The organism is Paraoerskovia marina DSM 21750 (genome assembly GCF_000701465.1).
In the GTDB taxonomy this organism is placed as follows: Bacteria; Actinomycetota; Actinomycetes; order Actinomycetales; family Cellulomonadaceae; genus Paraoerskovia; species Paraoerskovia marina.
This window is the reverse complement of the sequence record NZ_JNIY01000003.1, coordinates 500,464-513,016: the sequence shown is the minus strand read 5'-3', so window position 1 is coordinate 513,016 and position 12,553 is coordinate 500,464. Positions and strand designations below refer to the sequence as shown.

General features: G+C 72.7%; 10 protein-coding genes. 4 read left to right on the top strand and 6 right to left on the bottom strand.

Annotated elements, in window-relative coordinates:
- Positions 1–112: 112 nt before the first annotated feature.
- Positions 113–3,226 carry a hypothetical protein gene (locus tag Q343_RS0102500; protein ID WP_155990604.1) on the top strand — a complete coding sequence of 1,038 codons (3,114 nt, stop codon included), beginning with the start codon at positions 113–115 and terminating at the stop codon, positions 3,224–3,226.
- A gap of 46 nt (positions 3,227–3,272) precedes the next feature.
- On the opposite strand, the gene Q343_RS0102495 is transcribed toward Q343_RS0102500, so the two are convergent.
- Together Q343_RS0102495 and Q343_RS0102490 are read right to left on the bottom strand one after the other, a co-directional pair.
- Positions 3,273–3,677: a hypothetical protein gene (locus Q343_RS0102495; RefSeq protein WP_029252011.1), complete on the bottom strand. Its 405-nt coding sequence runs from the start codon at positions 3,675–3,677 to the stop codon at positions 3,273–3,275.
- A gap of 83 nt (positions 3,678–3,760) precedes the next feature.
- Entirely contained in the window at positions 3,761–4,495 is a 735-nt protein-coding gene (locus Q343_RS0102490; protein ID WP_029252010.1) for a DUF981 domain-containing protein, read from the bottom strand.
- 101 nt (positions 4,496–4,596) lie between these two features.
- Here Q343_RS0102490 and Q343_RS14405 point away from each other — a divergent pair, with 101 nt between their 5' ends.
- Entirely contained in the window at positions 4,597–5,205 is a 609-nt protein-coding gene (locus Q343_RS14405; protein WP_029252009.1) for a TetR/AcrR family transcriptional regulator, read from the top strand.
- Positions 5,206–5,217: 12 nt separating this feature from the next.
- Here Q343_RS14405 and Q343_RS0102480 read toward each other — a convergent pair whose 3' ends face one another.
- Both Q343_RS0102480 and Q343_RS0102475 read right to left on the bottom strand, forming a co-directional pair.
- Positions 5,218–7,503 carry a sodium-translocating pyrophosphatase gene (locus Q343_RS0102480; protein WP_029252008.1) on the bottom strand — a complete coding sequence of 762 codons (2,286 nt, stop codon included), beginning with the start codon at positions 7,501–7,503 and terminating at the stop codon, positions 5,218–5,220.
- A 108-nt stretch (positions 7,504–7,611) separates the two neighbouring features.
- Positions 7,612–7,995, bottom strand: coding sequence for a VOC family protein (locus Q343_RS0102475; protein WP_052366793.1), 384 nt, complete (start codon positions 7,993–7,995; stop codon positions 7,612–7,614).
- Between the two features lie 93 nt (positions 7,996–8,088).
- Between Q343_RS0102475 and Q343_RS0102470 the strand changes: the two genes are divergently transcribed.
- Positions 8,089–9,372, top strand: a complete 1,284-nt coding sequence (locus tag Q343_RS0102470) for a threonine/serine exporter family protein (protein ID WP_029252006.1) — start codon at positions 8,089–8,091, stop codon at positions 9,370–9,372.
- Here the strand turns inward: Q343_RS0102470 and Q343_RS0102465 are convergent.
- Positions 9,341–10,108 carry a TetR/AcrR family transcriptional regulator gene (locus Q343_RS0102465; protein WP_043109162.1) on the bottom strand — a complete coding sequence of 256 codons (768 nt, stop codon included), beginning with the start codon at positions 10,106–10,108 and terminating at the stop codon, positions 9,341–9,343. The two genes, Q343_RS0102470 and Q343_RS0102465, sit on opposite strands and share 32 nt — an antisense overlap.
- Before the next feature lie 49 nt (positions 10,109–10,157).
- Here Q343_RS0102465 and Q343_RS0102460 point away from each other — a divergent pair, with 49 nt between their 5' ends.
- Complete coding sequence (locus tag Q343_RS0102460; protein WP_029252004.1) at positions 10,158–11,423, top strand: M18 family aminopeptidase; 1,266 nt, start codon at positions 10,158–10,160, stop codon at positions 11,421–11,423.
- Positions 11,424–11,440: 17 nt separating this feature from the next.
- Here the strand turns inward: Q343_RS0102460 and Q343_RS0102455 are convergent, their stop codons facing one another.
- Complete coding sequence (locus Q343_RS0102455; protein ID WP_043109476.1) at positions 11,441–12,538, bottom strand: uroporphyrinogen-III synthase; 1,098 nt, start codon at positions 12,536–12,538, stop codon at positions 11,441–11,443.
- Positions 12,539–12,553: the final 15 nt, after the last annotated feature.

Genomic DNA, 12,553 nt, shown 5'->3' with positions numbered 1-12,553 from the left:
CGCACCATCCCCCGGACGCGACAGCGGGCCTGCCTACCGACCGCAGGCGCCGTGAATCCCCCACCCCGAGACCCGGTCCTGACCAGTGATCCAGGTCACCTACGATATGCCCGTGACCGACGACGCCTCACGCCGCACCCGGCGACGCCCCTGGACCGCCGCGATCGCGGCGGTCGTCCTGCTCGCCCTCGGGCTGGCCACCGCCGTCCAGCTCTCCGGCTTCCTCGGCATCGAGACCACCGAGGTCAGCCCCGCGCCCGAGGACCCGACGGCTGCCCCTGTGACCGCAGCGGTCCCGGCTCCCGCGGTCGAGCGGGTGGAGATCCCCGACGACGAGAACGTCCGTACCGCCGCCGACACGCTCCTCACCGTGCTCGACGCGCGCGGCGTCACCGCGACGACCCGAACCAGCACGCCGTCGGACGACGCCGCGCCCGGCGCCGGGACCCTCCTCGTCAGTACCGAGACACCGATCGAGGACCTGGTCACCGGTACGCCCGACAGCTCGGACCCCACCGAGGCCTACCGCCTGACGACCGTCGGTGACGGCTGGCTCCTCGAGTCCGCCGACGCCACCGGGGCCGCCCGCGGCATCTACGACCTCGCCGACCGCATACGGACCGGAACCGACCCCGTCCCCGCGGACGTCGACGGCACCGTCCAGACCCCCACGCTCGACATGCGCCTCGTCTCCCTCGGGGCCACCGGCGTCGTCCCGGACGCCGAGACGTGGATGGAGGGCGACCCCTACTCGCACAACGCGGGCGGATTCTCCGACGCGGTCCTGGCGGACCCTCCGTACGTCGACACCGAGGCGCTCGCGGTCCACGCCGACGAGCTCGACACCTATCTCAAGCGGCGGCTCGCCCAGGGCTACACCGGGTTCGTCGCGGGCGGGTTCCTCGAGTACCTGACGTTCTCCGGCGTCGAGGACGGGTCGGCCGTCTACGGGCCCGACGACGAGCACGTCGCCCGCGCCGAGGCCATGCAGGCCACCTTCGGGCAGATGTGGCAGGACGCGGACGAGATCGGGATGGACGTCTACCTCGCGACCGACATGCTGGTCCTGACCACCCCGCTCCAGGAGTACCTCGACGAGAACGGGTGGGACACGTCCGACCCCGAGTTCTGGGACGTGTACTCCGCAGGCCTCGACGAGCTCTTCACCTCGATGCCCGCGATCGACGGCGTCATGGTGCGCATCGGCGAGGCCGGCAGCATCTACGACCAGGACGGCTGGGACTACTGGTCCGAGCTCGCCGTCACGGACGAGGAGTCGGTCCGCGCGATGCTCACGGCGTTCACCGACGTCGCCGAGGAGCACGGCAAGGACGTCATCTTCCGCTCGTGGTCCGTGGGCGTCGGGGCCGTCGGGGACATGCACACGAACCCCGAGTCCTACTCGGCGGTGCTCGACGGGCTCGACTCCCCCGCGCTCGTCGTCTCCACCAAGCACGTCGCGGGCGACTTCTACTCGTGGCTGCCCCTGAACCCGACCCTGGAGATCGGCGACCAGCGGCGCATCGTCGAGATGCAGTCCCGGCGGGAGTTCGAGGGCTTCGGTGCGCTGCCGAACGACCTCGGCTCGGCCTACGCGGAGGCGATGCAGCACTACCTCGAGACCAACCCGAACGTCGAGGGGGTCTGGGCCTGGCCGCAGAGCGGCGGCCCCACCAAGGCGGGCCCGATGATCTTCGACGGCAAGACCGGGTTCTGGGAGCTCTACGAGCTCAACACCTACGCGTCCGCGCGTGTCGCCGCCGACCCGACGGTCGACCCCGGCGAGATCACCGCCGCCTGGGCCTACAGCACGTTCTCCGAGGACCCGCAGACGGTCGCCGCGATCGGCGAGGCGATGGCGATGTCGCGCGACGCGATCACGGACGGGCTCTACATCGGGCCGTTCGCCCAGTACCAGACCAAGGCGCTGGGGCTCGAACCACCACCGATGATGTGGATCTTCGAGTGGGACATCCTCTCCGGGGACGCCGCGGCGCTCGACTCGATCTCCTCCGTCGTCGGCGACGACCTCGACGAGGCGCTGGCCGAGGGGCACCAGGCGGTCGCCACGTCCGAGGAGATGCGAGACCTGGTCGCGGGCACCGACCCAGCCACCTGGCGCGACGCCGAGCTCAGGGACGAGTTCCTCGCCGCTCTCGACTACCAGGTGGACCTGTTCACGGTCCTCGCGGACTACCGCGACGTCTTCCTGCAGCACGGCCGGTGGCTCGACACCGCCGACCCCGACGCCCGCGCCGCCTGGGCGCAGGCACGGGACGCGTACGAGGTCTCGCGCGCGCACCACGTCGACACGTACGGGGAGAACGTCTACCTGCCCGCGTACACGTTCGACGCCGCGGACCTCGGGGTCGAGCGGGCCGAGCGGGACCACGCGGTGGCATGGGTCGCCCGCGTCCTGGGCCTCCTTCTCGTGCTCAGCCTCGCACTCGGCACCTCACGTGGACAGCGGCTGCTCGCACGGACGGGGCTGCCGGGCGGCGTCGGCCTGCGCGCCCTGTGGATCGGGACCACGCGCCCGTGGCGGGTGCACGAGCTCGCCGTCGACGCCGGACGCACGGACCGCGTGCTGGTCTGGGCCGTGCCCGCGGCCGCCCTGGTGCTCAGCCGCGTCGCGTACACGTGGGCCCTGTCCTGGGTGCACCTCGCCCTCGTGCTCGGTGCATGGGCGCTGTTCGTCGGTGTCCTGTGGGCGAGCCTGCGTGGGCGGGACGCCTTCGCCCTCGCCGGTGCCGTGGGCGGCGCGGCCGTCCTGCGCACGGTGGTGCTGATGGTCGCCCTCGTCCCGACCGGCCCGGGCGGCTACTGGTACGGCCTGTGGGCGGAGCCCGTCGCGCGCACCGTGTACGTCACTGTCGCGGTCGCGGCGTTCTGCTGGGTGCTATTCGCCGCCGCGTGGGCGATGCGGGGACTGGGTATCGGCCGCGCCGGGGCGGTGGGCCGCGTGCTGCTCGCCGTCGCCGCGCCGCTCGTCGTCGGAGGTGTCGCGGTGGGGCTGGTCGGACTCGAGACGACGCTGACCGCGTGGAACGACCAGATGATGATCCTGCCCTGGGGCCTGTCGCGGATCCTCGGCCTGACCGTGCACCTGGGGATCCCCGTCGACCTCCCCTGGACGGTCGCCACGCTCGGTGGCGTGCTCGCCGGAGCGGGCGCGCTCCTTTGGGCCGCGGGGGTTCTCGTCTCACGGCGACGTCGACGGATCTAGACGGCTCGGGGCTCACACCGACGGCGTGAGCCCCGAGCCGGGACGGTCAGGAGCAGTTCTCGGCGGTGTAGTCCTCGATGCGCTCCGCAGCGGCGTTGAAGTCGTCGGACTGCAGGCCCTCGGACGCCGCGAGTGCCGTCTCGACATAGTCCGGGTCCGCCGGGTCCATGTCGACGAGCGACGCGAACGACTCCGAGGCGCTCTCGAACCCGCCGGCGACGGTCTCCACGTCGGCGGCGATCTCCTCGGGCGCCTCGACGGACCGCAGATCCGTGGCGAGCGCGCCCAGGGCTTCACCCGTGGCACCGATGTCGGACGGGTCGACGTCGCTGAACGCGCTGGCCATCCCTCCGCCCGAGGTGCAGAACGCGGCGAGGTCGATCTGCTCGGAACATCCGCTCACGGCGGTCAGGGCGGCGAGGACGCCGACACTTGCGACAATTCGTTTCATGCCGGGATCCTTCCACTAGCGCTCGGGCCGACCGCACGCGTCTCACGATGCGACGGGAGACACCCGGCCGGTGGGCCGCTCCGCTACCCCATCGTGTTGACGATCAGCCCGATGTGGGTGAAGAAGTTCATCGCACCGAACAGCAGGAAGGCGATCCCGGCCAGCAGCCATGCCCAACCGATGACGACGACGGCGCGGTGACGGGCGGTCTTGCTGCCGCCCCGGCGCACGGCGAGCGGGAAGAGGATCGCCCCGAGGCCGACGAGCGCGATGAGGCCGGACATGAAGATCGCCTCGACGAGGGGGTACTCGGCAAAGGCGCCGGAGATCGGCTCTTCCGGGGGTGCCGCGAAGAGCTGGTAGGTCACTCCCGCGACGGCGATCGCAAGGAGACCGAGGCCCATGCCGAGGACGAAGACGGAGACGGGGCGTGCGGTCTCCCGCAGGTGCTCGACGGCGTCGTCGCGCTCGAGAGCGGCGGCCCCCCGGTGCCAGAGGAAGATCGACGCCGCGAGGAGCAGGACACCGAACGCGAGGCTCGTCTCCCCGAAGATGATGTTGTCGAACGGGAAGCCCCCGGCCGCGAGCGGCCACGTCAGCGTCATGTGCAGGCCCGTGGCGGTGAGGATCGTCCCGAGCACGCCGAACGCAAGCGCCCATCCGGTGGTCACGACCGTCCGCGGGGAGCGCAGCAGGTCGCGGCCGAGCGCGACGAGAAGGATCAGCCCGGCGCCGACGGCCACGGACATGACGGTGTTGTACGTGGGCATCTGCGCCCAGTCGATGACGAGCCCCTGTGCGGGGATGGTCGTGCTCATGAAGAACTCCTTGATCGAGGCGCCTGCGGGTCGGGCGCGCAAGAACCATACGCGCGTATTGGTTCTGATGCACGACCCTGCGGCCGCCTAGACTCGACAGGGTGACGGTGCCGAGCGAGTCCAGCCCTCAGCGCGAGCCGCAGCAGCGACGGAGCCGCGACCGGCAGGGGGCGATGGCCGACGCCGCCGGACGCCTCCTGATCGAGGAGGGCTTCGAGGCGATCACCCACCGCCGGGTTGCCGACGCCGCGGGTGTCCCCCAGGGTTCTGCGTCGTACTACTTCCCCTCCCGCGCGGCGCTGGTCGCAGCCTCCGTCCGCGCCGCCGAGGGTCTCCGCGCCGCGTCGGCCGAGACGTTCGCCCGATCCCTCGAACCTGGACGGCGGTCATCGCCCGAGGCGGCCGAGCTCGTCATCCGGACCCTCTTCGCGCCCCGGGTCGACGACCGCGTCGTCGCCACCCGCCTCGACCCGATGCTCACGGCGCTGCGCGACCCCGCGCTGCGCCCGCTCATGGCCGAGCACCGCCCCCGGCTGCTGCGGTCAGTGCGCCGGACGCTCGAGGCGTCGGGGTACGCGACGGTGACCGACGTCGACCTGGTGGCGCACCTCGTCGACGCCTCGCTCCTGACCGCCGCGGCGACCGGCGAGGAGCAGGTGATCCGGCGCGCCGCCGCCGTGCTCGCGCGCTACCTCGACGCCGTCGGGTAGCCGCAGCCCGGCTCAGGCGACCGACGCCTCCTCGGCCTCCGTCTGCTCCCGGTCCACGCGGGCCGCCCGCAGACGGGAGGCGATCACAGCACCGAAGGCGATGGCTGCGGCGACGAGCGCGATGCCGATCCGGACCGCCGGATTCGCATCGGCCGGAGCGCTCATCGCCACGACCGCCGGTGCGATCAGGACGGCGACGAGGTTCATCACCTTGATCAGCGGGTTGATGGCCGGGCCGGCCGTGTCCTTGAACGGGTCACCGACCGTGTCACCGATGATCGTCGCCTCGTGGGCGGGCGAACCCTTGCCGCCGTGTGCGCCGTCCTCGACGATCTTCTTCGCGTTGTCCCAGGCACCGCCGGAGTTCGCCAGGAACACCGCCATGAGGACGCCGCAGGCGATCGCCCCGGCGAGGAACCCGGCGAGCGGACCGACCCCGAGACCGAAGCCGACGGCGATCGGGGCGAAGGCCGCGAGCAGTCCCGGCGTCGCGAGCTCCCGCAGCGAGTCGCGGGTGCAGATGTCGACGACCCGCCCGTACTCGGGTCGCTCGTCGTAGGTCATGATCCCCGGGTGCTCGCGGAACTGGCGGCGCACCTCGTAGACGATCGCCCCGGCGGCGCGGGTGACCGCGTCGACGGCGAGGCCCGAGAAGAGGAACACGGTGGCGGCACCGAGGATCACGCCGACGAGCGTGATCGGCGAGATGATCTCGTAGGAGAGCATCGACGAGACGAGCCCGCCGCCGATCTCCTCGACGTCTGCGAGCGCCTCCTGGACCGCGCCGGCGTAGGAGCCGAACAGTGCCGTGGCCGCGAGGACCGCCGTCGCGATCGCGATCCCCTTGGTGATGGCCTTGGTGGTGTTGCCGACGGCGTCGAGGTCGGTGAGGATCTGCGCCCCCTCCTCGTCGACGTCCCCGGACATCTCGGCGATTCCCTGCGCGTTGTCGGAGACGGGGCCGAAGGTGTCCATCGCGACGATGACGCCGACCGTGGTGAGCAGCCCGCACCCGGCGAGCGCGATCAGGAACATCGCGAGCCAGACCGAGCCGCCCGAGATCAGGAAGACCGCGCAGATCGCGGCGGCGATGATGCCCGCGGTGTAGACGGCGGACTCGAACCCGACCCCGATGCCGGAGAGCACGACGGTGGCCGCACCCGTCCGGGAGGTCGCGGCGACGTGGAGGGTCGGCTTCGACGTCGTCCCGGTGAAGTACCCGGTGATCCACAGGATCACGCCGGCGAGCACGATCCCGACGAGGACGGCGAGGCTCGCGACGACGCGGGGGTCTGCGGTGATGTCGCCGAGGTCGGCGGTCCCGGACAGCTCGGCGAACGTCGACGGGAGGTAGACGAAGGCGGCGACACCGGCGAGGATCGCACCGACGAGCGCCGAGAGGTAGAAGCCGCGGTAGATGGCCGTCAGCCCGCTCTCGGTGCCGCGGACCTTCGTGATGTAGACGCCGAGCACGGCGACGAGCGCGCCGATCGCCGTGACGATCAGCGGGAAGACCAGCCCCTCCTCGCCCATCACCGCCTTGCCGAGGATCAACGCCGCGACGAGGGTCACGGCGTAGGACTCGAACAGGTCCGCGGCCATGCCGGCGCAGTCGCCGACGTTGTCGCCCACGTTGTCGGCGATCGTGGCCGCGTTGCGCGGGTCGTCCTCCGGGATGCCCTGCTCGACCTTGCCCACCAGGTCGGCGCCGACGTCGGCGGCCTTGGTGAAGATGCCCCCGCCGACGCGCATGAACATCGCCAGCAGCGCGGCACCGAAGCCGAAGCCCTCGAGGACGGCGGGCGCGTCCCCCTCGTAGATCAGGACGACGCCCGCGGCGCCGAGAAGGCCGAGCCCGACCACGGACATGCCGACGACGCCGCCGGTGCGGAACGCGATGCGCGCCCCCTCGAGCTTGCCGTTCGGCCGCGTGGCGGCGGACGCGACGCGCACGTTGGCCCGGACCGCCAGCCACATCCCCAGGTAGCCGATCGCGGCCGAGAAACCGGCGCCGACGACGAAGGCGATCGACCGACCGACCTTCACCCCCGAGTCGCCGGGGAGCAGGAACAGGAGCCCGAAGACGATGACGACGAAGAGGGCGAGCGTCCGGAACTGGCGGCTGAGGTACGCGGACGCGCCCTCCTGCACCGCCTGGCCGATGTCGTTCATCGCGGGCGTGCCCGTGGGCTCGGCCAGCACCTGTCTGCGCAGGACCATCGCGAACACCAGGGAGAGCGCCGCGATCACGGCGATCACTCCCACGACGGTCGTGCTGGTCGACCCGAGCTCAAGCATGCGTCCTCCTCGACGGTGCCGGAACGCCCCGACCCCTGCGTCGACGCGTTGGCCCGAGTGTAGGGGTTGGTGACGTGCGTCACTACCCCATCGTCGAGGTCTGTGGACTCAGGGGTCGAACGGCTCCGGCTCCGGCGGGTGCGGCGTGGACAGCACGCAGAACTCGAGCCCCGCGGGGTCGGCCAGCACCACCCACGAGACCTCCCCCTGCCCGATGTCGACGCGGCGTGCGCCCAGCGCCTCGAGCCGTGCCACCTCCTCGTCGCGCGAGGAGCCGTGCACCGGCGAGAGGTCGAGGTGGATCGGCGTCTTGTCGCGCTTGACGTCGGTCGTGCGCAGCAGCAGGAGCGTCGGGGTGCCCGACGCCCCCTCGAGGACGACGCCCTCGTCGTCCCGCTCGACCTCGCGGTACCCGAGCGCGGCGGACCAGAACCTCGCCGACGCGTCGGGGTCCGGCGAGTCGAGGGCGATCTCTCTCAGTCGCAGTCCCATGGGTCGATCGTGGCCCCGTCCGGGCCGACTCGCACCACGGCCCGGTCCTGCCCGTCGTACGACATCGGCCCCGGGACGCGCCATGATGGGCGGGTGGCTACCGAACCTCCGCCGTCCAGCGGTCCCGTCGCCGACGAGCTCGAGCTCATCCGCCGCTCGGGGGTGGCGCTGCGCACCGGCCGCCTCAGCCTCTCCGCCGGCACCGGCTCGTACCGGGTCAAGGCCTCGATGGCGCGCGTGGCCCGTGCGGTGGGCATCGAGAACCACCAGGCGCACGTGACCCTGACCGAGATCACCGCGACCTCGCACCGCGGCAGCAGCTTCCGCACCGAGGTCACGGAGGTCCGCACGGTCGGCATCAACTCCGACCGGCTCGCCGAGCTGGAACGGTTCGCCCAGCGAGCCGACCGCGCCGAACGGATGAGCGTCGAGCAGGCCACCGCGGAGCTCGACCGGATCGCCGCGAAGCCACCCCTCTACCCCGTGGCGGTCAACGCCCTGTGGGCCGCGATCGCGTGCGCGGCGTTCGCGTTCCTCAACTCGGGCGGTCTCGTCGAGGTGATCGGCGCCTTCGTCGGCGCCGGCCTCGGCCAGGCGCTGCGGCGCGTGCTCGTCCACCGCGGGTGGAACCAGTTCGGTGTCACGATGCTCGCGGCGGCGCTCGCCTGCCTGGCCTACGTGGGCACGCTCGCCCTCCTCGAGACCGCGGGCGTCGAGTCGCTCAGCCACGAGGCCGGCTACGTCTCGGCGGTCCTGTTCCTCGTGCCCGGGTTCCCGCTGCTGACCGGCGCGCTCGACCTCGCCAAGCTCGACTTCTCCGCCGGCATCGCACGACTGACCTATGCGTTGATGATCCTGACGTCGGCCGCGCTGTCCGTCTGGGGCGTCTCCGTGATCGGCGGCCTCGCCCCGGACCCGATCGCCGCTCCCGTGCTCGGGTCGGGCGTCGAGCTGAGCCTGCGGTTCGTGGCCAGCTTCTGCGCGGCCGCCGGGTTCGCGCTCATGTTCAACAGCCCGTGGCGGATGGCGCTGTGCGCCGGCGGCATCGGGATGATCGCGAACGTCGCCCGCCTCGCGCTGGTCGACCTCGACGTCCCCGTCCAGGCAGCGGCCGCCGCGGGGGCGCTGATCATCGGCTTCCTCGCCGCCTGGCTCGCACCCCGGTTGAACATCCCGCGCACGACGGCGTCCGTGCCCGCCGTGGTGATCATGGTCCCCGGGGTCACGGCGTACCGTGCCGTCTTCCACATGTCCGAGGGGGACACGACGACGGCGCTCGCCTACGGTTTCGAGGCCGCTCTGATCGTCATCGCCCTCGCGATCGGGCTGGCCGTCGCACGGATGGTCACCGACCGGACGTGGGGGCTGGAACGCTGAGGTGAGCGCCGATGCCGTCGACGACGCGGGTCAGCCCGAACTCCAGCTCCGCCGTCGCCGACCACCCGGCCGCCTGCGCCTCCCCCACCGCCGCACCGACGCGGGCCGCGCGCGCGTAGGTGCTGCGCTCGCCGACCAGGGCCAGCAGTGCCGCGTTGCGCTCCCACCACGCCTCGTCGGTCTGGCCTCCGAGAGCACGGACCTGCTCGGCCTCGCGCTGGCGCCGCACCGCGTGGGTGGCGGTGGAGACCACGAGCGTGACGGCTGCGTCGAGGGCCACGTCCGAGAGCCCGGCCTCCTCCGCCGCGCCGAGCTCCAGGTCGTACCTGCGCGTCTCCCCCGGGCCCAGCACGGGGCGTGAGAGATCCACGTCGAGCAGCCACGGGTGGCTCGTGAGCAGTCGCCAGTTCTCCCAGCCCACGGCGAGCAGCCGGTCCCGCCAGATGTTGCCCGGCACGACGTCGTCGGGGTACATCTCCGCGTACGCACGGTCGACGACGAGGTCCACGAGGTCGTCCTTGTTCTGCACGTAGGTGTACAACGACATGGTCCCGACGCCCAACGCGGAGGCGAGCCGGCGCATCGACAGCCCGGCCACGCCGTCGGCGTCCGCGAGCGCGACCGCGGCGGCACCGATCTCGTCGACCGTGCGCGACGGCCGCGGCCCGCGCGACGCACCCACCTCGACGCCCCAGAGCATCGCGAGCGTGCGGGCGGGGTCACGGGACGGATTCACGGCCCCATCGTGGCATGTCCCCACGCGGCACCGGTGCGAAGATGGACGGGTGACGAACGCCGAAACGCACATCGCAGACCTCGCCCGCCTCGTCGAAGCAGCACCGTCGTCGTTCCATGCAGCCGCGGAGGTGGCCCGACGCTGCGAGGACGCGGGCTTCACCCGGGTGCACGAGACCGAGGCGTGGCCGCAGGGCCCCGGCCGCTACGTCGTCGTGCGCGACGGCGCCGTGATCGCTTGGGTCGTGCCCACGGGCGCCGGCCCGCTGACGCCGTTCACGGTCCTGGGCGCGCACACGGACTCCCCCGGGTTCAAGCTCAAGCCGCGGCCGACGACCGGCCGCGAGGGCTGGCTCCAGGCCGGCGTCGAGGTCTACGGCGGACCGCTGCTGAACTCGTGGCTGGACCGCGAGCTCGAGCTCGCGGGCCGCGTCGTCACCCGGGACGGCACCGAGCACCTGGTGCGGACCGGCCCGATGCTGCGGATCCCGCAGCTCGCGATCCACCTCGACCGGCAGGTCAACGACGGGCTCAAGCTCGACAAGCAGCGCCACACCCAGCCGGTGTGGGGCCTGGGCGACCTCTCCGAGGCCGACGTCCTCGCCACGCTCGTCGATGGCACCTGCTCCCCCGAGGACGTGGCGGGGTACGACGTGGTCGTGGCCGACACCCAGCAGCCGCGCACATTCGGTGCGGGCGGGGCGCTCTTCGCCTCGGGGCGGCTCGACAACCTGCTCTCGGTCCACGCCGGGCTCTGCGCCCTGCTCGACGTCCCGGACGACGCCGAGCGGGTGGCCGTGCTCGCGGCGTTCGACCACGAGGAGATCGGCTCCGACACGCGGTCCGGGGCCGGCGGCCCGTTCCTCGAGGACGTGCTCGGACGGGTCCAGCGCTCGCTGGGTGCCGACGCCGTGGAGCGCCGTCGTGCCCTCGCGTCGTCGCTCGTCGTCTCCTCGGACGTCGGGCACTCGGTCCACCCGAACTACGGCGAACGTCACGACGCGGCGAACCGGCCGCTCGCCGGGGGCGGCCCGATCCTGAAGATCAACGCCAACCAGCGGTACGTCACCGACGCCGTCGGCGCGGCGCTGTGGAACGGGGCGTGCGAGCGGGCGGGCGTCCCGGTTCAGGAGTTCGTCTCCGACAACACGATGCCCTGCGGCTCGACGATCGGACCGATCACCGCGACCCGCCTCGGCATCCGCACGGTCGACGTGGGCGTGCCGATCCTGTCGATGCACTCGGCGCGCGAGCTCTGCGCCGTGGCGGACCCCTGGTACCTGCGGCAGGCGGTGGCAGCAGCCTTCGCGGGCTGAGCGTCACCCGTCGGGGGTCACCCTGCGGCGAGCGCCAGCCGGTAGCCCCGCTTGACCACGGTCTTGACGAGGGCGCGGTCCCCGGCGGCGTCCCGCACGCGGGCGATCGCGACCTCCGCGGCGTGCGCGTCACGAGACTCACCGGGCAGCGCCGCGAGGACGTCGTCGCGGCGGACCACGTCCCCGCGGGCGACGGCGAGCACGCGGAGCACGGCCAGTCCGCTCGGCGAGAGCGGGAGCACCCGGCCGTCGAGCACCGCGCTGCGCGAGCGGATCAGCAGCCGCCCGGCGACCGTCTCGATCGCGAGGGTCTCCGCGTGCTCGTAGTGCCCGACAAGGGTCCGGACCAGGGCCCCGAGCCGTCCGCGCTCGGGCTGCAGGGTCTCGATTCCTCGTGACTCGAGCGGACGTGCCGTGATGGGACCGACGGCGGCCGCCACCATGCTGCCGTTGCCGAACCTGCCCCGGACGGACGGGAGGACGCCCTCCGACTCGACGGCGCGGAGCCAGGCCTCGGAGCCCGGCGCGGAGGTGAAGACGACGGCGTCGATCTCGCCGTTCGCCGCCGCCTCGACGGAGGCCCGCAGCGCGGCCGGGTCCGGGGGCGGGCCCCAGCGGTAGACGACGAGGCTGAGGACGTCCGCCCCGGCCTCGCCGAAGACGACGTCCAGGCCGTCGGCGCCGGCACCGTGGTGCTGGACGGCGATCCGCAGCCCGTCGACCCCCTCGGAGAGCAGGACGTCGGCGATCTCCCCCGAGGTCTCCGACTCCGCGACCCAGTCGGCGGTCAGGCCCGCGGCCTGGATCGCCCCGCGCGCCTTGGGTCCCCGCGCGACGATCCGGCAGTCGGCGAGGGTGTCGAGCAGGTGGTCGGCCAGGCCGTGGGCGTCCGCGGCCTCGACCCAGGCGCGGAACCCGATCCCGGTGGTGACGACGACGACGTCGGGCGGGGTCGTGATCAGCGAGCGCGTGCCGTCGACCAGGGCGTCGTCGTCGGCGTGCGGGACCATCGTCAGCGCGGGCGCGTGCCGGACCGTCGCCCCGCGGCGCTCGAGGGCGGACGCGAGCTCCGAGGCGCGCCGGTCCGCGGTGACGAGCACGGTGCACCCGGCCATGACCTGCCCGAGCGC